Source organism: Cecembia rubra (assembly GCF_003014575.1).
Lineage (GTDB): Bacteria > Bacteroidota > Bacteroidia > Cytophagales > Cyclobacteriaceae > Cecembia_A > Cecembia_A rubra.
The window spans coordinates 840,486-859,886 of the sequence record NZ_PYGF01000001.1 but is presented as its reverse complement, the minus strand read 5'-3'; the positions used below and the strand labels follow the sequence as shown (position 1 = coordinate 859,886).

The 19,401-nt window shown below is 39.8% G+C and carries 18 protein-coding genes; 6 read left to right on the top strand and 12 right to left on the bottom strand.

Annotated elements, in window-relative coordinates:
• Positions 1-39: 39 nt before the first annotated feature.
• Together CLV48_RS03530 and CLV48_RS03525 are read left to right on the top strand one after the other, a co-directional pair.
• Complete coding sequence (locus tag CLV48_RS03530) at positions 40-2,382, top strand: nitric-oxide reductase large subunit (RefSeq protein WP_106565821.1); 2,343 nt, start codon at positions 40-42, stop codon at positions 2,380-2,382.
• A 7-nt stretch (positions 2,383-2,389) separates the two neighbouring features.
• Entirely contained in the window at positions 2,390-2,854 is a 465-nt protein-coding gene (locus CLV48_RS03525; protein WP_245889470.1) for an OsmC family protein, read from the top strand.
• A 49-nt stretch (positions 2,855-2,903) separates the two neighbouring features.
• On the opposite strand, the gene CLV48_RS03520 is transcribed toward CLV48_RS03525, so the two are convergent.
• From CLV48_RS03520 to CLV48_RS03510, 3 genes are read right to left on the bottom strand one after another with little or no spacing between them, the layout of a single operon-like run.
• Positions 2,904-3,626 (bottom strand): anaerobic ribonucleoside-triphosphate reductase activating protein, encoded by a 723-nt coding sequence (locus CLV48_RS03520; protein ID WP_106565819.1) that lies wholly within the window; start codon positions 3,624-3,626, stop codon positions 2,904-2,906.
• Positions 3,574-3,771 (bottom strand): anaerobic ribonucleoside-triphosphate reductase, encoded by a 198-nt coding sequence (gene nrdD, locus CLV48_RS20860; protein ID WP_106565818.1) that lies wholly within the window; start codon positions 3,769-3,771, stop codon positions 3,574-3,576. Before nrdD ends, CLV48_RS03520 begins: the two co-directional genes overlap by 53 nt.
• A 2-nt stretch (positions 3,772-3,773) precedes the next feature.
• A complete protein-coding gene (locus CLV48_RS03510; RefSeq protein ID WP_106565817.1) occupies positions 3,774-5,876 on the bottom strand; it encodes a ribonucleoside triphosphate reductase in 2,103 nt (700 codons plus the stop codon).
• A gap of 220 nt (positions 5,877-6,096) precedes the next feature.
• On the opposite strand from CLV48_RS03510, the gene CLV48_RS03505 reads away from it, so the two are divergent.
• Positions 6,097-6,690 (top strand): uracil-DNA glycosylase family protein, encoded by a 594-nt coding sequence (locus tag CLV48_RS03505; RefSeq protein WP_245889469.1) that lies wholly within the window; start codon positions 6,097-6,099, stop codon positions 6,688-6,690.
• Between the two features lie 36 nt (positions 6,691-6,726).
• Here the strand turns inward: CLV48_RS03505 and CLV48_RS03500 are convergent, their stop codons facing one another.
• A complete protein-coding gene (locus tag CLV48_RS03500; protein WP_106565816.1) occupies positions 6,727-6,915 on the bottom strand; it encodes a hypothetical protein in 189 nt (62 codons plus the stop codon).
• A gap of 260 nt (positions 6,916-7,175) precedes the next feature.
• On the opposite strand from CLV48_RS03500, the gene CLV48_RS03495 reads away from it, so the two are divergent.
• The 3 genes from CLV48_RS03495 to CLV48_RS03485 all read left to right on the top strand — a co-directional run bounded on the left by CLV48_RS03495 (position 7,176) and on the right by CLV48_RS03485 (position 10,601).
• Complete coding sequence (locus tag CLV48_RS03495) at positions 7,176-8,963, top strand: hypothetical protein (RefSeq protein WP_106565815.1); 1,788 nt, start codon at positions 7,176-7,178, stop codon at positions 8,961-8,963.
• A 153-nt stretch (positions 8,964-9,116) separates the two neighbouring features.
• Positions 9,117-10,226, top strand: coding sequence for a hypothetical protein (locus CLV48_RS03490; protein ID WP_106565814.1), 1,110 nt, complete (start codon positions 9,117-9,119; stop codon positions 10,224-10,226).
• 108 nt (positions 10,227-10,334) lie between these two features.
• Positions 10,335-10,601 carry a hypothetical protein gene (locus CLV48_RS03485; RefSeq protein ID WP_146140064.1) on the top strand — a complete coding sequence of 89 codons (267 nt, stop codon included), beginning with the start codon at positions 10,335-10,337 and terminating at the stop codon, positions 10,599-10,601.
• 313 nt (positions 10,602-10,914) lie between these two features.
• On the opposite strand, the gene CLV48_RS03475 is transcribed toward CLV48_RS03485, so the two are convergent.
• The 8 genes from CLV48_RS03475 to ric are packed head-to-tail and all read right to left on the bottom strand — an operon-like array spanning position 10,915 to position 19,360.
• Positions 10,915-11,682, bottom strand: a complete 768-nt coding sequence (locus CLV48_RS03475; protein ID WP_106565811.1) for an ABC transporter permease subunit — start codon at positions 11,680-11,682, stop codon at positions 10,915-10,917.
• A complete protein-coding gene (locus CLV48_RS03470; protein ID WP_106565810.1) occupies positions 11,675-12,418 on the bottom strand; it encodes an ABC transporter ATP-binding protein in 744 nt (247 codons plus the stop codon). The genes CLV48_RS03475 and CLV48_RS03470 overlap by 8 nt, the downstream gene beginning before the upstream one ends.
• Positions 12,393-13,637: a nitrous oxide reductase family maturation protein NosD gene (locus tag CLV48_RS03465; RefSeq protein ID WP_106565809.1), complete on the bottom strand. Its 1,245-nt coding sequence runs from the start codon at positions 13,635-13,637 to the stop codon at positions 12,393-12,395. The genes CLV48_RS03470 and CLV48_RS03465 overlap by 26 nt, the downstream gene beginning before the upstream one ends.
• A gap of 58 nt (positions 13,638-13,695) precedes the next feature.
• Positions 13,696-14,130 (bottom strand): nitrous oxide reductase accessory protein NosL, encoded by a 435-nt coding sequence (locus CLV48_RS03460; RefSeq protein WP_106566123.1) that lies wholly within the window; start codon positions 14,128-14,130, stop codon positions 13,696-13,698.
• A 51-nt stretch (positions 14,131-14,181) separates the two neighbouring features.
• Complete coding sequence (locus CLV48_RS03455) at positions 14,182-14,772, bottom strand: hypothetical protein (protein ID WP_106565808.1); 591 nt, start codon at positions 14,770-14,772, stop codon at positions 14,182-14,184.
• 55 nt (positions 14,773-14,827) lie between these two features.
• Positions 14,828-16,792, bottom strand: coding sequence for a Sec-dependent nitrous-oxide reductase (gene nosZ / locus CLV48_RS03450; protein WP_106565807.1), 1,965 nt, complete (start codon positions 16,790-16,792; stop codon positions 14,828-14,830).
• Positions 16,793-16,815: 23 nt separating this feature from the next.
• Positions 16,816-18,648: a c-type cytochrome gene (locus tag CLV48_RS03445; protein ID WP_245889468.1), complete on the bottom strand. Its 1,833-nt coding sequence runs from the start codon at positions 18,646-18,648 to the stop codon at positions 16,816-16,818.
• On the bottom strand, positions 18,641-19,360 hold the full coding sequence (gene ric, locus CLV48_RS03440; protein WP_106565806.1) for an iron-sulfur cluster repair di-iron protein: 720 nt from the start codon (positions 19,358-19,360) through the stop codon (positions 18,641-18,643). Before ric ends, CLV48_RS03445 begins: the two co-directional genes overlap by 8 nt.
• Positions 19,361-19,401: the final 41 nt, after the last annotated feature.

Below are 19,401 nucleotides of genomic sequence, written 5' to 3'. Positions count from 1 at the left end.
CTTAAATATGAAATAAATCGAGCACTAAACCCTTTACACATGAAACCTGACACTAAATTTCTCAATTACCTCATGAAGCAAAAAAACTGGTGGCTGCCATTTATGGTCATTTTTGTTATTAGTTTAGTGGGACTTTTGTTTATTGCCTACCAGACGTATGAGGAAGCCCCGCCCATTCCCCATTATGTAGATGAAAATGATGTTGAAATCATCAATCAAGCCCAAATTTTAAGAGGTCAGGAGATTTTCCATCGTTATGCTTTGATGGAGTATGGCAGTATGTTTGGGGACGGCGCCTTACGTGGACCGGATTTTACTGCACAGGCACTGAATGAAAGGGCCAAATCCATGTTTCAGTTTTATAAACAAAGTTTAAATGAAAATGGAAGTAACAGTGAGTTTGAATCGGAGGGGATATTGAGGAAAGTCCAAAAAGAAATTAAAGTTAACACCTATGATCTAAACAAGAATCAGGTAAAGATTTCCAATGCTCAAGTAGAAGCCATACGGGATTTGGAGACTTTTTATCAGGATATGTTCCTTAATCCTGATTTTCATGAGGCTTTTAAACCTACAGGATATATTTCTGATCCTCAAGAAATAAGGGATTTAAGTGCCTTCTTTTTTTGGGGATCCTGGGTTTGCAGTGTTGAACGTCCCGGTGAAAAATACAGTTATACCCACAATTGGCCATATGATGAATATGCCGGAAATGTGGCCACGCCATCTACCTTGATCTGGAGTATAATTGGTTTATTGGGTTTGGTACTGGGTTTAGGTTTGGTCTTATATTATTATGGACAATTCGAGCAATTAAGTGAAGCGTATTATTCCAAAGGTGCCTCAGAAATGGTTACCGAAGAAAAGTTACAACAATACAGGCCCACACCGACCCAAAGGGCTACCTTCAAGTTTTTTTATGTAGCGGTACTACTCTTCTTGGTTCAGGTATTGGCAGGTGTACTCACTGTGCATGACTTTGTCGGCTTCACCGAATTTTTTGGATGGGATATTCAGAAAATCTTGCCTGTTACCATTTCCAGGAGCTGGCACGTTCAATTGTCATTGTATTGGATTTCTGCCTGTTGGGTAGGGATATCTTTTTTCGTTCTCCCTTTATTGGCCAAAAAAGAGCCTAAGGGTCAACTGTTTTTGATCAATCTGCTGTTTGGGATTTTCTTTGTAATGGTAGCGGGGTCATTTATAGGGATTTTTTTAGGCCCCATGGGAATGTTGGGAGAGTATTCCCGATGGCTGGGTCATCAAGGATGGGAGTTTGTGGAATTGGGCCGACTTTACCAGTATTTTCTGCTTTCGATTTTCGCTTTGTGGGCAATCATTGTTTACAGAGGGGTAAAGAATACATTTCGACCGGGGATGCCATGGGGTTTGCCCAATTGGTTGATGTATTCCATAGTTTGTATTTTACTGCTACTCCTTTCAGGTTTTGTAGCACGTCCCGAGACCAATTTTGTGATAGCTGATTTCTGGAGATGGATGGTGGTCCATATGTGGGTGGAAGCTTTTTTTGAGGTGTTTACCACCATCATTGTCGGCTATATGATGGTGATGATGGGTTTGGTCAATAGGCAGGCAGTTGTAAAAGTGGTCTATATTGCAGCCTTGCTTTTTTTGGGGTCTGGACTACTTGGAATTTCACATAATTTCTATTGGAATGCTAAACCTGTAGGGACTTTGGCATTGGGCAGTGTCTTTTCTACTTTGCAGGTCGTTCCATTGATTTTGTTGACTTTAGAAGCATGGAGGATGCAACGTATGCCCCACCTTTTATCTTCCAAGCAGCAGGGGAGACAGCGTTCATCCCTTTTTGCCATGCCGGGAGTTTTTCTTTTTATCATTGGAGTTACCTTTTGGAATTTCTTCGGGGCAGGGGTATTTGGTTTGATCATCAACTTACCAATCGCCAATTATTATGAGCATGGCACCTACCTCACCGTCAACCATGGACATGCCGCTCTGATGGGAGTGTATGGGAATCTTTCCATTGCTGCAATTCTTTTCTGTTTAAGGTTTTTGATCAGGCCGGAGGGTTGGAATACCTCTTTGGTCAAGGTAGCATTTTGGTCAATTAATATCGGGCTTTTATTGATGGTGACATTGGATCTATTTCCAGCAGGTGTACATCAGCTTATAGCTGTAATGGAAAATGGATATTGGTATGCTCGGTCCCAGGAATTTATCCAAAGTGTCCCATTTCAGACTATGACATGGTTAAGGATCATAGGAGGTGCGGTATTCTGTGTAGGTGGATTGTTTCCTTTAACATGGTTCGTGATAAAAAGTGTCAAGTATTTAAAGCCTTCTTCAGCAATGCTCATAGAGGAACCTCAATTGGAAGTTGGGGAGGAGGAATTAATTTAAAACTAATATGGTAATATCAATTATGTTTGAAGCTTATAACTATGAAGTCAATGTCCACTGGCAAAGTGGAAGAGTAGGACAAATGAGTGCCCCTGGCATAGATGAAACTATTTTATGTGCTACTCCACCGGAATTTCCGCAAGGCGTACATGGAATCTGGTCACCTGAACACCTGTTCACTGCATCTGTGAACAGTTGCTTTATGACCACTTTTTTGGCAGTGGCAGAAAATTTCAAACTTAAGTATGAGCATTTTTCCTGTCGTGCAATTGGAAGACTATCGAGGGCAACGGGTAAGTGGATGATGTCTGAAATTATCCTTAAACCCGAATTGACTATCTGTACGGAAGAGTCCTTCGAAAAAGCCAGGAAAGTTCTTGAAAAATCAGAAAAGGCTTGTTTGATCACCCAATCAATCAAATCTATGGTAATAACAGAACCTACTATCATGGTTTCTGAAATGTGTATGTAGATGATGTGTTTTCGGTTAGGAAAGGGTGAGGTTTATGACTTCACCTTTTTTAATTTCTCCAAATAGTATTTACCGGAAAATTGATCATCTTTTGAGGGTAAAATGTTTTTGAACTTTCCGGAAGCTGGGAAATACTTCCCTTTTCACATACAAAATGCTGTAGGTAATAGTTGCCCTTATAGCCTTTTTCATGTAGGAATTGGGCCATATTAAAAAGTTCTTCCTTGCTGATAAGCGTACTATGAAGGGTCGTTCTGACTTCAAAGCGGATCTTGCTGTATAAAAGTAAGTCAAGAGTTTCGACAAACTCATCAAATAATTTTGAGGCAGTAATTTTTTGGTATGCACCAGGTAGAGCTTTGAAATCCAAGGCTACATAATCTACTAACTTTTGGTCAATTAAATTTTCAAGGACATGAGGTCTGCTGCCATTGGTGTCAATTTTGACTTTCATGCCCAATTCATGAATTTGATGGGCCATCCAGGGAATGTCCTGGTGCAATGTGCATTCACCACCGCTAAAAACAACAGCGTCCAATAAGTTCTTTCTATTCCGAAGGAACTCAAGTACTTCTTCATAACTGACCTTTCCTTTGCCTTGTACAATTTCCGGATTGTAACAGTATCCACATCGCATATTACAGCCTGCAAACCAAAGGATGCAGGCTGTATGATCAGGATAGTCCAATAAGGTAAAGGGAGTAATGCTGTAAATTGGTTTAGCAGCAACTTCCTTTTCCTTCTTTGAAATGTTCTCTTTGTTTGTGTTCACCTTTTTTTCCGATATTAAAACTTTCAACTGGCCTGTGATAACCCATTACCCGGGTATAGACCAGACATTTTGTTCTTTTGGCTGTGTTAGATTCAAGCCAGCTTTGACTTTGGGTTCTTTCAGTAGTTTTTTGACTTGTTTGCATGTTTAAGAGGTTTTATGGTTAAATTGATCTAATAGTATTTCATCACATTTTGGGCAAAATTCATGTTCACCATTGAGATATCCATGGATTGGACAAATGCTGAATACAGGTGTTACTGTAATGTAAGGCAACTTAAAATTGGAAAGCACTTTTCTGACCAGGTTCCGGCAGGCTTCCGGTGTGGATAGTTTCTCCCGCATATACAAATGCAGAACAGTGCCTCCTGTATACTTACATTGCAACTCATCTTGAAGCATCAAAGCCTCAAATGGATCATCTGTAAAGTCCACTGGAATTTGGGAGCTGTTGGTGTAATAAATGTTTTCTTCTATTCCGGCCTGTATGATATCCTTGAATCGCTTCCTGTCTTCTTTTGCAAATCGGTAGGTAGTGCCTTCTGCAGGAGTCGCTTCAAGATTGTAAAGGTTACCCGTTTCTTCTTGGAATTCTTTCATTCTGGTCCGGATGTATTCAAGGATTTCGATAGCAAACTGCTGTCCAAAATCTCCGGTTATATCCTGTTTTTCATCAGTGAAATTGAGGATCATTTCATTCATCCCATTGACGCCAATGGTAGAAAAGTGGTTTCTAAAATGAGGAAGGTATCTTTTCGTGTAAGGATACAGACCCCGGTCGTACATTTCTTGGATAAATTTCCTTTTTTTCTCCAGAGTGGATTTCGCAATGGCCATTAGGCTATCCAGTCTGTCATAAAGCCCCAATTTGTTCCCCTTGTAAATGTATCCCAATCTGGCCATGTTGATGGTTACAACTCCAATGCTTCCTGTCATTTCCGCAGAACCAAACAGCCCATTTCCTCTTTTAAGGAGTTCCCTCAAATCCAATTGTAATCGACAGCACATACTACGGACAGCATTAGGCTTGTAAGCCTCCGGATTTTCCACCTTATTGCCATTGTCATCATAGGTATATTGGCTTCCGATGAAATTTTGGAAATATGAGGAACCGATTTTTGCGGTATTTTCGAAAAGGAGGTCAGTGTTTTCTCCATACCAGTCAAAATCCTCTGTTATATTCACAGTCGGTATAGGGAAAGTAAAGGGTTGTCCTGAAGCATCTCCCTCTGTCATGACTTTATAATATGCCTTATTGATCATGTTCATTTCCTTTTGAAAATGCTTGTATGTCATTTCTTCCAAATGCTGTATACCTCTGCCAATGATTCTGATCAATAATTCAGGGTCTTGCAGGCCTTTGAACAAGTGAAGGTCATTTTTAGTGGGAATTTGGTCTTTCAGATCCTCAGGTACTGTCCAATCTAATGTAATATTGGTAAATGGAGATTGCCCCCACCTTGCTGGAACATTTAGGTTGTAGACAAATGAACGGATGGCCTTTTCTACATCTTTTTGGCTTAGGTTATCCTTGAATACATAGGGTGCCAAGTAGGTGTCAAAAGAACTGAAAGCCTGTGCGCCTGCCCATTCGCTTTGGAGAATACCCAGGAAATTGGCCATCTGTCCAAGCGCTTCCCTGAAATGCGAGGGTGGACGACTTTCCACTCTTCCCCTTATACCATTGAATCCTTCATTGAGAAGCACCCTCAGTGACCATCCTGCACAGTAACCGGTCAAGCAGTCAAGGTCATGAATATGAATATCACCATTACGGTGGGCATAACCTTCTTCTTTGCTATAAACTTTGTCCAGCCAGTAATTAGCAATTATTTTACCTGCTACATTATTGACCAGACCGGCATTGGAATAAGAGGTATTGGCATTGGCATTGATGCGCCAATCTGTTTCCATGATGTATTCTTCTATGGTCTGCGTACTGTCCACATAGGTAGTGTCTTCATTGAGTCCAGCTATATGTTCCCTTTGCATTTTTCTGGTATGCCGATATAGCATAAAAGAACGCATCACTTCAAAATAACCGGCTTCAAACAATTGTTTTTCAATGATATCCTGAATGTCCTCCACCGACCAGGTTGTCTGTTGCTCAAGTTTGTTCAAAACATTTAGGAAAATACCGGGATCGTAAGAAACCTGCACACTTTGAAAACCCATTTTCAGGGCATCTTCAATTTTAAAAGCCTCAAAAGGGGCATATTCACCATTTCTTTTAATGACAAATTGATCCATACATAAAGGTTTGAGTGGTGGAAAATGTAAATATTGTGGACAAGGTAATGATTAGAAACACTTTGCTTAAATAGTTTGGTCATGTTTGCAATTGACTTAAATCATGGAAAAAAAACAGTCTAAGATTAGGTTTAGCCATTAATAAAAGATAAATTTGTCTTTCTTTTTTGAATAACCAATCTTATGATTTTTTGTTAATTCCTTGAAATAAGATACCTTATTGTCATATCAGAATACAGAGATTTTGGAAAACCTTATCCGAGAAATCAAATCCTGCCGAATTTGTGAATCATCACTTCCTTTAGGTCCTAAGCCAGTTTTTTCTGTGGGTCCTGAAAGTAAGATATTAGTGATAGGACAGGCACCTGGAACAAAAGTTCATGCAACCGGGATACCATGGAATGACCTGAGCGGTAAGGAGCTGCGAAGGTGGTTGGATGTTGATGCTGAAGTATTTTACGATACCGGAATATTTTCAATTATACCCATGGGCTTATGTTATCCGGGGAGGGGTAAGAGAGGGGATTTGCCTCCCAGGCCTGAATGTGCGCCTACTTGGCATAATAAGCTATGGCAACACCTTCCAAATATTAAACTGACTCTATTGATAGGTCAATATGCTCATGCATACTATCTGGGAAAGAGAAGGAAAAGTACACTTACCGATACAGTTCGGAGTTTTGAAGATTACCTGCCTCATTATTTTCCTTTGATTCATCCTTCTCCCAGAAATAAATTCTGGCATCAATCAAACCCTTGGTTTGAGCAAATGGTAGTTCCGGTCCTTCGGGAAAAAGTCAGAATTTTGATATAATACAATAGTAATGAAATGATCCTAAATTAAATACCTTTATCGTTTCACGAGGTTAAAGGGCAACATGACCAAATTCCTGATGAATGAGAAGGAAAGATCCACAGCAAAGCCTAACAACCTAAATGGAAGGATCAGCAACCAAATGATGGGATAAAGCAAAAAAGCCAACAAGGCCAAAGGCCAACAGATAACCAAAAGGATAAGCCAAAGGAGAAAAGTTGCCATGATCGTATGTTTTTAAGTATGGTTTCAAATCTAATACCAAAATTAAAAAGCCGTTTTATTCGATTTTTTTGGGATGTAATGAAAACCAACTGTCCTTTATTGGACAATTTGTCCAAGAAGTGTCCGGTTAATTTGGTCCAAAGACCATGAAAGTTATTTTTTCATGATAAAAATCATCATTTTATGGTCTTTTTAAATTCTTCCCTTTCAGCTTATAGACATAACTTTGAATCTTCAAATAATCATTAAATTCATCCATTATGCCATCACCCCACACTTTTCATATCCCGGTCATGGGGCTGGGTTTCACAGTTGATTCTCCATTAAAAATTGCACAGTATGGGATCTCATCTGTAGTATCTATTATGGACGATAACCTCCTTGAAGATATGCGCAGGGTTTACAGTAGGAAATTCCAAATCCCTTATAATTTCATAAATGAGAAAACAGAGGATTACAGGGCCAGGAGAATAACTGCTTACCTGAACCTTCTACAGGAGATTGTTGATGAACAGATTGAAGCTATTAGGAATCAGGATTTTGATAATGACCAAGGCATCAATCAATACTTTCAATTACTTCCTACAGGCCATCCATACCACCAATTATATCAAAGTATGCTTTTTACTACTGAAGAGAAAAAGAAATCTTTTCAGGAACAACTTCGCCAGGTCATTACAGCAGGGCAAATTGATGTCAATATCATGACCAAGGTCGACAAAATAAATCATGATCAGGCCGGGCAGGCATTGCCCCGTGAGTTTTCAGATGCGCTTTCTGCACTTAGGGGCTTTGCAATGAGCAATGCCAGAGGCTCGGTTGTGTTTTCAGCAGGCCTCAATCCTGCCTTATTTGCTTATGCAGAACAGTTTAAAGATTTTTTCCCTGATGCAGAAGGGAAATGCAAAAAAGGGATTATTCTTAAAGTTTCAGATTACCGTTCTGCGTTTATTCAAGGGAGATTCTTGGCAAAAAAAGGCTTATGGGTTTCAGAATTCAGAATAGAGTCCGGACTGAATTGTGGGGGTCATGCTTTCGCCACTGATGGATTATTGGTTGGGCCAATTTTGGAAGAATTTAAAAGCAATAAATCCGAGCTCTCAACCATTTTAAGGGATGCCTGTAACCAAGTGCTGGCTGCAAAAGGCTGCCATACTTTACCCGAAAATCTGTTTCCTAGAATTACTTATCAGGGTGGTATAGGCAATTCTGAGGAAAACAATTTTCTTATGAATTATTATGAGTTGGATGGCACAGGATGGGGGAGTCCTTTCCTATTGGTTCCTGAAGCTACCAGTGTGGATGAAGATACACTACAGCGCCTGTTGAATGCCAAAAAATCGGATTTTTATTTGAGCCATGCCTCTCCTTTAGGTGTGCCTTTCAATAACCTCCGCACAAGTAGCGGTGAAGAACAAAGGAAGAACAGGATTGAGAAGAACAGGCCGGGTAGTCCTTGTTATAAGAAATTCCTGACATTCAGCACTGAATTTTCTTCCAAACCTATTTGTACAGCTTCCAGAGAGTACCAGCATTTGAAATTGAAGCAGTATGAAGCAGGAGAGGTGGATAGCCAAGAACTCGAAGAAGTATTGGCAAAAGATTGTCTATGTGAAGGTTTGAGTGCCCCCGCTTTGTTAAGTGTAGGAGAACAGCCCCGTAGAAACCTTAAAGCGGTGACTATATGTCCTGGTCCCAACATGGCCTATTTTAAAGGAATTTTCAGTTTGAAAGATATGGTAGACCATATTTATGGCAAGATCCAACTGCAATTGGATCCTGAAAGACCTCATGTCTTTATTAAGGAATTGCAATTGTATGTGCAGCACCTTCAGAAGGAAATGGAAAAAAGCCTCCCTGAACAAACGGCCAAGTATGCTGCCTACCTGGAAAAGTTCAAGGATAACCTGCATTCAGGTGTTCAGTATTACAAAGACCTTGTCAATCAGGTTAGCCTGGATACTGAAAATGCAATTCAGCTTATGAAAGATCAACTTCAAGATCTTGAAGAAGAATTGAGGGCTATGGTTCCTGAAGTAGGGTTTTAATTCAGGAAACAATTTTCTTCCCGATTTTATCAAAAAAATAAAGGATATATTTGTCCGATAATGTTATTTTGCTAGCTTTGAAACAGAAATGAAGGGGATATGAATTTCCCCTTTTTTAACACTTAAAAAAAGGATAAAAATATCCTTTATAGTATGAATAGCATCAAACCAATATTTCTGTTTCCTCTGGTGATTTTAGGCTTGATTGCAGGAATCTCCGGTGGTGGTATCCGATTGGGCTACACTGAATTTCAGATCCCAGAGGCTGCAGCAAATCATGGAATATGGATGGTGGGAGGTTTTTTAGGGACATTGATTTCCCTGGAACGTGCTATGGTCATGAAGCAAAGAATTTGGTTGTTGGTTCCTTTGATTTGTGGAATGTCTGTCCCGTTGATGATGGCGGGATGGACTTTCCCAGGGAAGTGGACTTTATTAATAGCAAGTATGGGATTATTGGCTATTATGTACTTACAAACCCTAAAACATCCGGCATTACACCAGTTTATCATGAGTTTGGGGGCAGTATTTTGGATGGCAGGTAATTTTGTGCTGATTCAAACTGGCCTTGTAGCTGCTGCTACTACTTGGTGGATAGGTTTTATTTTGTTTACAATCATAGGAGAAAGGTTGGAGCTAAGTAAATTCTTACCCACTCCAAAATGGGCTAAAAATGCCCTACATGGCTTACTTGCTTTGTTTTTGATTGGAATCTGGACACCATTTCACCAGCATGGCAATTGGCTAATGGGAGCTTCGGCAATCTTTATTTCATTCTGGCTTCTCCATTTTGATATGGCCAAAATAGCTTCTAAAAAAGCAAATCAGTATAAATTTATTGGCATTGGTCTTAGAGTGGGTTATGTCTGGCTGACGCTAAATGGGATCATCCTTCTCTTCTTTCAGAATCATATTTTTTACTATGATTTATACTTACATACTTTCTTCCTAGGCTTTACTTTCTCAATGATCTGGGCCCATGCCCCCATTATACTCCCCATGGTTTTGAATATAAAGGAAAGTCCCTATCATCTTGTAATCTGGCCTTTTTGGGGCTTTTTCCAATTAACCTTGTTGGGGAGAATTTTGAGTTCTATTTTCGAATTTCCTGAAATGAGAAAGGCTTTTGGAGTCTTGAATGCTTGGTCCATCTTACTGATTTTTGTGACAATGGCCACAATTGTCATCAGTAAGAACCTTAGGGGTAAATACATAATGAGGAAGGCTTCCATATTGTCTGGGAATAAAGAGGTGCAAGGGTAATTAAATTGCATTGGCGCTGTCCAAGTTGATACAATGGAAGTTCTAAAAACTGTGATTTAAATCATTAACAAGGCAATGTGAAAAAGTAATTTTGTTCAGAAAAACTCAGTGAAGCTCCTTCATATTTTACTTTCTCCGATCTTACTGATTAATGCAATGGGGGATTCTGTGATAAAGGCTGATTTCTATTTGTTTAAAGAGTGTTTTACAGAACTTTTGTGTAAGAATAATGAAATACCTGAATTGTCCTGGGAGAGAAATTTTGAGCTGGAAAAGAGATTGGATAAGCAGAATAATAACGAGAAAAATAATCACCAAAATGTGAAGGAAGAAATCCTGTTGAATTACAATAAACAGTCTTCAGCTATTTCCTAAGCCATTCATTGGACCTATTCATTAATGAACCGATCATTTGCCAGACTTATCATTTTGGAATCCAAATAGGGATTTCTGATGAACAAGGATTTAACATTCTGTTATTTGATCCAGGAAGACCTTCAATTTTCTTTGGAATGGGTAATAAATGGCAGGATGGAGGGTTCAACAAATCAAGACTTCTTTTTTGAGCCAAAAAGATCACTTAATACCCGGATCAGTATGAAATTCCATAAACTTCCCCTTTGTAAAGGAAAAGCCGGGCCTTATTCAAAACCCGGCTAATGTAAGGATAAGTATATGGAATTTAAGCCTAGAAGTCTTTCTTCCTGAATACCCTCATGGCGACTCCCATAGGCCAGAGCATCCAGATCAACATCATCGCTGAGGAGAGGAGAATACCTTTGGCCGAACCGAAGAATTGCTGGAAAAATGCTCCAGTGTATCCCATTAGAGCTGAAATATCGAGTTGCATCAGCATGATGATTCTGCCCAAGTCCACCGGATTGAAAAATACAAGTCCTAAAGTGGTCTTTTCTAAAGGATAATCCGAAAGGGAATAAATCAGATAGAGGACAAAGCCGTCATAAACTAAGGAGAAGTAAATCCAAAACGATAAGCTGATCCCAATGGCCTTTGCCTTGTCTCTGGTCAAAACTGAAGCCATAAAGGCCAATCCTGCAAATATGATACTTAGACCAATACCTATTCCCAGTAAGGTAAGCACAGTGACATCTGCACCCCAGAGGATCATTGGAACTCCAAAACCAATAATTATGGCCAGACTGAGGACAACAATCACCGCAAGGATTTGGCTGAGAAATACATCTCTTCTTTTTACTGGCTGGGCAAGCATCAATTCTGTAAATTCAAGGTTGTTGAAAAAATGTGTGGTGGCGAAGATAGCAGCTATCAATGGCACCATCATCAGCATAATATTCAACAAACTCAGGGACACCTTGCTCATATCCTCTGAAACCTGATAGATCGAAATGGCCACAAGTATCAGAAAAACAGTGTAAAGCAGGGCAAATCTTGACTTTACGATGTCCAAAAGGGAGTATTTTAATAACTTAAACATGGCTCAATTCAGTTTTTATGGTATTTTTTTTTAAACTCCACTCCATTAGCCTGGCAATGGCAGTTGAGAAGCGGTTTTCTCCTGTGATCTCTTTAAGACTTTCCACAGTATCATTGAAAAACACATCACCTTCAAATATATAGATGGCATGATTGGTTAATTCTTCCAATTCACTCAGGATATGAGAGGTAATGATGATCAATTTTCCTTTTTCCCGTTCTTTCTTGATTTTGGTTTTTAGCAGTTCAACAGCTATTGGATCAAGGCCTGCCGTAGGCTCATCTAGGATAAGGATGTCCGGTTGGAACATAAAAGCCAAAGCTGCACTTACTTTTTGCCTTGTTCCCCCACTGAGGGTATGCATGGGTTTGTCCAACATCTCGTTCAAGCCAAAGTCATTTACCAATTCCATATCATAGGATTTGATTTCGGGGCGGATGTCCTGCATCATGGAGAATAACTGGCCTATTTTGATATTTTCGGGATACCTGCCTATCTGTGGCATATAACCGATTTTTGATCGGTAAGCATAGTTTCCTTTGATAGCTTCTCCCTGTACCAAAACATCTCCTGAATTTGGGATGACCATACCTAGAATGATCTTGATCAAAGTTGTTTTTCCGGACCCGTTAGGCCCCATCAAAGCGTAGCTATTACCGGCTTCAAACTCAAGGTTGAAGTCTTTTAAAACCTCAAGTTTGCCGAATTTTTTATGAATTTGCTGTACGGAAATCATAAGGATTCATTTTAGGTGAGTGATCAATCATATTTTCAGGTGTGATGGATGGTATTACTTTTTCCATTCTATCCAAAAGTGTCACCAGAAAACTCCTCCATAGAATTACTGCAGAAGGTATTTTTTCTACTATTACACTGAATAGGTTGATGGGTCTGTAGGGAATGTCACCTATTCTGTCTTTGTTGAGGTCATAACCTTCATATTTGTCCCAATAATTTTTGGTCAGGGTATTTAAGACCACAGAACCATTTGTACTGATGTCAAATGTATTTCCTAAAAAATTATTGGCTTCAAAGGTATTTTGGTCGCAGCTTGCCATCAATTTTATTGCCCAGCCGTTTTGGTTGAATTCATTCCGCTTAAATATTGTCCGGCTGCTTCCTTCCATATAAATTCCGATGGTGTTCTTTCTGAAGATATTTCCAATTACCTCGGAATCGGTAATGTCTTTTAGGAGAATTCCGTAAGCACTGGCACCCCAGTTTTCTTCGAAAATGTTCTCCTTCATGATGACATTTCTGGTGTACATCACTGCTACACCCGCACCATTTCTTTTGAAAGTATTTTTGTAATAACTGTTTTCATGGGAAAACATAAAATGCAGGCCGTACCTTTTATTCTCCAATACCATGTTATGATTACTTTCTGTATTGGTGACAAATTCCAGGTATATACCATCTCTATGTCCTTGGATAAAGTTGTTTTCAATAAATGAATCCTTGCATTTCCAAAGATGGATGCCATTTCCGGTCTGGAACTCCCTTTCTGCAACAGAAATGAGGGTGTTGTTTTTGATAGTCAGATTGGAAGAATTGGAAAAGTGTAGTCCAAAGAATGTTTGTTCCAGCCGGTTGTTGATAATTGTACAGTTTTTTGAATCGAAAAATTTAATACCTGCAGAATCATCCAGGTTAGATTTTCCGGTCCTGATGATTCTCAGCCCTTCAATATGCACATTTTCTGCGGCAACGATAATCACATTGCCTTTGTCCATGGCATCAATGGTGGGATAATCCACTCCAATTAGGGTCAAAGGCTTTCTTATAATGATTTCATGTTCCAGGTAAATTCCAGGTAATATTTTCAGTGTGTCTCCTTCAGCAGCCTGATTGATGGCTTCCTGAATTGAGTTTCCGGGCTTCAATTCGATGATGGCAGCTTGGGTGGGTATAAACCATATCAAAAGCAGGCCTATGATGATGTGTGTGGCTTTCATGATTGATGTGTTTTGGTCAAATTGCCAAGTCCATTCTGACTTTAGGCTTTTATGGATTTTACTTGAACTGAGTGGTCAATTCGCCCCAGGCCATATATACTCCTCCATTTTTGGCCTTGTAACTTTTCAGGGTTTCATAATCTGAAAATGCCACAATCTGACTGGCCATTGGCGTTTTGAACTGATCAGATTTTAAATAGAAAGCCATGGTAGCATCTGTCAAAATTTCAGGATTTTCATAGTCTGTAATGAGCAGGTGCTGGATAGTTTCTTCTTTGATTTCTTCGGATTCCAGGAAGGACATCAGGCAATTCACATCATCGAAGATGTATACTTTTCCTTTTTTGGTGACCACTTCAGCTCCATAATGAGGATCCATTAGTTTCATTTTACAATGATGACAAACATCCACCCCATAGTTGATGGCTCTTGGTTCAGAGCTGCAGGAAATCAAGAAAAAGAGGGATATCAATAGCAAAATATGTGTTTTCATGGTATTTGGATTTAAATTAGTCATGGTTATGAAAGAGAGGTCTTTGGACTATTAGGCCAAAGCTTTTTCTTTTTTACTTTTTAATTTTTCTGAAACTACCGCATAGAGCATGATGGAACCTACCGCAGCAAGAATCCAGCCTCCTGTGTCAGGTCCTGAGTAGGCCAGGAAATTCAGCAATTCCTTATAGCCTATCAATGGTGGCTGATAGGCCATTCCCGGAACTTTTATGGCAGCAGTTGGATCGAGATTATGGCCATAGTCATAGCCCCATAGGTACATGTCCACAAGAACACCAATACCCAATAGCGTAATCATTGAAAAGAATGTGTATAAGGACCATCTTTTCCCGATCACCGCAGCCAAAAAGCCAAATCCTATTATGAATCCAAATACATAGACCAAATAAGAGAATTCAGGAAACATTTCTACCCCAATATGCTTCATGCCAATGTAGTGGTTAACACCATTGATAATGTCCACATCCCCACTTAAGTGATCAATCCATATTTTCATATTGAGGCCTTCAGGATATTGGGGTGCCCAAAGACTGATCTGCCACAAGGGAGTAAAGTAGGCTGAAATCATCAGCACCGCGCATAAAGCGATAAGTAAGCGGTTAACGGAGCTTATATTTTTCATTTTTTTGGAGTAAAGTACCGCTGGCACTGGGCCAGCGGTATGGGGTGATTATCAACTATTCTGCTACACCGGTACTGTATTTGAGCGGTACATTGCTTCCTGCTGGAGAGACCCTGATATAACCTTGCATTTCTTGATGCAAAGCTGAACAGAAGTCTGTACAGTAGAATGGGAACACACCCACTCTGTCAGGAATCCATTTTAAGGTTGAGGTTTCTCCTGGCATGATCAACAACTCAGCAGTATTGGCACCTTTGACAGCAAATCCATGGGGCACATCCCAATCCTGCTCTAGGTTTGTGACATGGAAATAAACCTCATCACCTACACGAATACCTTCAATATTGTCCGGTCTAAAATTGGACCTGATGGTAGTCATGTAAACGTGAACTTTATTTCCTTCTCTAACCACCCTGGCATCATTGATGCCCTTCAGTGCTCTTGGATGGTTGTTTTTCTCTAAAGGATAGAATTTCACCTGTTTGTCTTTGATCAATGTGGCAGGGAATGCCTCTGCGTAGTGAGGTTCACCTATTGTAGGGAAGTCTAACAAAAGCTGCATTTTGTCTCCGGAAATATCATAAAGCTGTGCTGAGTGAGCCAATTCTGGTCCGGTAGGCAAATACCTGTCTTTGGTGATTTTGTTGTACGCTACCAAATATTTTCCATGGGGTTTACCGGTAGGTCCACCAGGGATCATCAAGTGACCTACAGAATAGTAGGTTGGGACTCTGTCCAATACCTGCAAGGTTTCAATGTTCCATTTTACTACTTCAGAAGAAACGAAGAAGGAAGTATAGGCATTGCCTTTGCCGTCAAACTCAGTGTGTAGAGGTCCCAAACCTGGTTTTTCTACTTCACCGTGTAGTACAGACTCGTATCTCAATACTGGCATTCCGTCAACTGAACCTTCAAAATCTTGATTTTCGATTGCTTTCAACATTTTGGTGAATGAGAATACTGGGATAATGGCAGCCAGCTTACCTGAACCCACAATATATTCTCCACTTGGGTCAGTATCGGTTCCATGTGGAGATTTTGGACAAGGAATGAAGTAGATAATGTCTTTCAGCTCCCTCGGGTCCAAAGACAATACCTCATCTTTGATCACTGAAGTTGCCATATGCGTTTCCTCATTCCATTTGTTATGGGCATACTTTGCTTTGACTTTCTTGCCTTTGCCTTGTTTGATATATTCCTCAGCCTTTTTCCAGTTAACCGCCATGATAAAGTCCTTATCTTTTTGGGAAGCATTCACTTCCAAAAGGGTATGGGCCATTTCAGTATTGTATGTAGAGAAAAAGAACCATCCATGGGATTTTTTCTTTCCTGCACGTGCTAAATCAAAGTTGAAAGGAGGAGCTTCCAATTGGAAGGCGATATCCATATCTCCATGCTCTTTGTCAACTGAAATAAAGGAAATCGTACCTCTGAAGTTCTCTTTATAAGTTTCAATCGGAACATCCCTTTGGTTATCATCACCAGTAGGCACAGAGAATCTGGTACCTGCGACCACATATTCTGTATTTTCCGTAATGAATGGAGAGGAGTGATTTCCACCTGAATTGGGGATTTCGATGATTTCTACAGTTTTGAATGTAGTCAAGTCCACTCTTGCGATCCTGGGGGTATTGTTGGCATTACCAAAAGCCCATCTGGCATCATGTTCCGCATTGGTAGTGGAAATGGCGATATGGTGCAAATCATCCCAAGGGACAAATCCATGGGAAGTATTCAACATTGGCTTGGTTTCTTCAGAAAAGCCCCAACCGTTTTCAGGATGGACAGAGAAAACCGGCAATATTTTAAATACCCTGCCTGAAGGCAGACCTACTACAGACATTTGTCCATTGAACCCTCCGGAAATGATGTTGTAAAATTCATCATGTTGGCCTGGGGCGACATATACTTTACTGGCTGCATCACCAGAGAGGGCAGATTGCGCTCCTTTAGGTTTACACCCATTGGCTAGAGCCATTGCTACAGCGGCTCCTGCCAGTAACCATAATTTTGTTTTCATTGTATTGGGGTTTTTTGGATTTTTTATTTGATTGCAGCATCCTTGCTACCTGTTTTTTCAAGGTCATTTTTTCTTAGGAATTCCAGGATATCCCTTGATTCATCCAGAGAAATATTTTGATTAGGCATTCTTGTGAGACATTCCTCCAAAAGGGCCTGTGCTACCGGATCTTCGTCCAGCATTACATCGACATTCGTAATCATGTTCATGATCCACTCTGGTCTTCTTCGGTTGGTAATTCCCTGGAAACCAGGTCCGACAACTCTTTTGTCATTTAATTGATGGCAGGCAGTACACTTCATGTCCAAAATGGCCTTTCCATTATTAGCCATTGCCTCATCTATACCATCGCCCAAATCCACATTCCGGATCTCTCCGATGCCTTTAGGGTCAGCCACTTTTTCTTTTGTGTTTGAAGAAGGAGGAGTATATTTCCCTTGATCTGATCCACCGCTTCCTCCGCAACTTGCCATTAGGATTAGAACTGCTCCTAATGACATAATCATTGTTTTTTTCATAGTTTGATTGTTTATTGAAATTTGGGTTATATTTTTTTCGATGATGGTCATGGGAATTTCTGACTTCTTTTTAGCTTGAAATAGACCGATTAAAACCATGCTCAGGGCTACTGGAAAGAGGAGGGATGCCAGAAACAAGATCAGATGGTACTGGGGAAGGAAGCCTAATTTGGCCCAGATCAATGTACCCTGTCCAAATAATAAGAGCTCGGTAGCCAAAAAGGCAATGATCAAAATGGTCCAGCCCCATTTACAAAAGCTATTCTTAGGCAATCCGTTGTTTTTGATTATTAATGCACTGATTCCAAAGGTCAATGCTCCGAGCATCAATAGGTGAATAAAACCTATGAAGTACATTCTGATAGTTGAAGAGATAGATGCTACTTCTGGAATGATGAGCGCCAACTGGATCAGTGCTTTTAAAATCAAACTGATAATTCCAACATAAATCATTTTGTTGATCCAACCTGCTGGCATAGCCATTCGGGGAAATGCCTGAGCAATGAAAGGCATCAGGATCCAAGCGTAGGCAATTGCCTGAAGGATAACTCCGACCCCGTTGAGATATAGTAAGAAATCAAAATTGTAGCTCCAGGAAGTTGGAAAAGCAAATGTGAATAGCAATGAGAGGTGAAGTAACCCTAACTTTGAATGGCTCATTGGGATTTCCCAACCTTTTGATTCAAGATGATATGCGAGGATTCCCAAAATGGCATACATAAACCATCCATTCATCTGGAAATGTAAAAACCATTGTACGCTTAGAAAGTAAAGAGGATGGATTTTTCCAAGGAGGGTGCCAATAGGCGCTATAGCCCATAAACCAATACTTGATACCAACATCCAGATCAATGCATACTGAATCAGGCTTTTAGCAGTTCCATTTGAAATATGGGAAAGGTCTTTAAATAATTTATAAGCAAAAAAGTAGCTGATCAATACATGTATTGCAGAAAAGGCTATACTGAATACTCCATAACCCTGAACAGGGAAACTGAGCATCATACCAATAGTGGTTAAAACAAATGCAAACAGAAATTTTTTGTAAGTTTTGAGCCTTACTTGGTTTTCTACAAAGGAAAAGACAATAGTTCCTCCAATTAACAGGAAGCCCCAACCCAAAATGGCAATGTGTGAATGGGCATGAAGCACATGTTTGTATTCAAATATACCTGACCCAGCTACAAAAAAATATCTTAGAAGTAGTCCAAATATTGAAGCCATAAAGAAAAAGAATACCGCCCATCTCATCCAATGGATAGACAAAGAACTTTTCCAGTTTGGATTTTCTTGGCGGTATTCGATATGGACTTTAGAGAACCTCATGGTATTAAGCATTCAATTTTTCAAACAGCGCGATGGCCTTTGGGAACAGGATATTGTTTTCCAAATGGATATGGGTGTGAAGGTCCTCTTCAAATTCCTTCAACATAGCATAGGCAACTCGATAGGTCTGACATCCATCAGCTGGTGTGGAGTAGGTATCGCTTAATTGGGAAATTATTCTGAATCTTTCCCCTTCAGAATCATGGTCTTCTTCCATCATATGAATGGGATTTTTCACATGTCCAAAATGGGGTGCTGAGAGTGTGAAATGGGATCGGTCAGCCTCTTCCATAGCTTTGATATAAGGAAAGAGGATCAACTCTTCTTTTTTCATGTGAACAGTCAGAGCATCGGCAGCTTCCAAGAATAAATCTCTGATTTCCAGTAATTCAGGATGCCTGTCTCCATGAACAGTTGCCAGCTTCAATAAATAGGCCTTAAGAGGAGGAATAGTATTTTCGACATATTGGTGATGGGTGAGAATGATATGATCAATCAATTCAGAAAGGTTGAAATCTTTATAGTTTGAAGCCTCTTCTTCCTTTAGAGCTTGACTTAATTCACTTAAGATCTGATTTAAAGAGACGCTGTTCTTTTCACAGGCTTCCTGTAGTGGAATGGCACCTTTGCAGCAAAAATCTATCCCATACTTTGTAAATACCTTTGCAGTTTTGAAATTATCTGCTACAATTTTACCAACCTTTTTTTCTGCTAGAGTTTCCATAATTTAAAGATGTTTTTGTCTTTTATTTTTGTAAATTTTTT

Coding starts and splice junctions, on each gene's coding strand:
- CLV48_RS03470 (WP_106565810.1), bottom strand. CDS start 12,418: ATGATTTCCGTACAGCAAATTCATAAAAAATTCGGCAAACTTGAGGTT.
- CLV48_RS03490 (WP_106565814.1), top strand. CDS start 9,117: ATGAATAGCATCAAACCAATATTTCTGTTTCCTCTGGTGATTTTAGGC.
- CLV48_RS03455 (WP_106565808.1), bottom strand. CDS start 14,772: ATGAAAAATATAAGCTCCGTTAACCGCTTACTTATCGCTTTATGCGCG.
- CLV48_RS03475 (WP_106565811.1), bottom strand. CDS start 11,682: ATGTTTAAGTTATTAAAATACTCCCTTTTGGACATCGTAAAGTCAAGA.
- CLV48_RS03510 (WP_106565817.1), bottom strand. CDS start 5,876: ATGGATCAATTTGTCATTAAAAGAAATGGTGAATATGCCCCTTTTGAG.
- CLV48_RS03530 (WP_106565821.1), top strand. CDS start 40: ATGAAACCTGACACTAAATTTCTCAATTACCTCATGAAGCAAAAAAAC.
- CLV48_RS03500 (WP_106565816.1), bottom strand. CDS start 6,915: ATGGCAACTTTTCTCCTTTGGCTTATCCTTTTGGTTATCTGTTGGCCT.
- CLV48_RS03460 (WP_106566123.1), bottom strand. CDS start 14,130: ATGAAAACACATATTTTGCTATTGATATCCCTCTTTTTCTTGATTTCC.
- CLV48_RS03445 (WP_245889468.1), bottom strand. CDS start 18,648: ATGCTTAATACCATGAGGTTCTCTAAAGTCCATATCGAATACCGCCAA.
- nosZ (WP_106565807.1), bottom strand. CDS start 16,792: ATGAAAACAAAATTATGGTTACTGGCAGGAGCCGCTGTAGCAATGGCT.
- CLV48_RS03525 (WP_245889470.1), top strand. CDS start 2,390: ATGGTAATATCAATTATGTTTGAAGCTTATAACTATGAAGTCAATGTC.
- CLV48_RS03465 (WP_106565809.1), bottom strand. CDS start 13,637: ATGAAAGCCACACACATCATCATAGGCCTGCTTTTGATATGGTTTATA.
- ric (WP_106565806.1), bottom strand. CDS start 19,360: ATGGAAACTCTAGCAGAAAAAAAGGTTGGTAAAATTGTAGCAGATAAT.
- nrdD (WP_106565818.1), bottom strand. CDS start 3,771: ATGCAAACAAGTCAAAAAACTACTGAAAGAACCCAAAGTCAAAGCTGG.
- CLV48_RS03495 (WP_106565815.1), top strand. CDS start 7,176: ATGCCATCACCCCACACTTTTCATATCCCGGTCATGGGGCTGGGTTTC.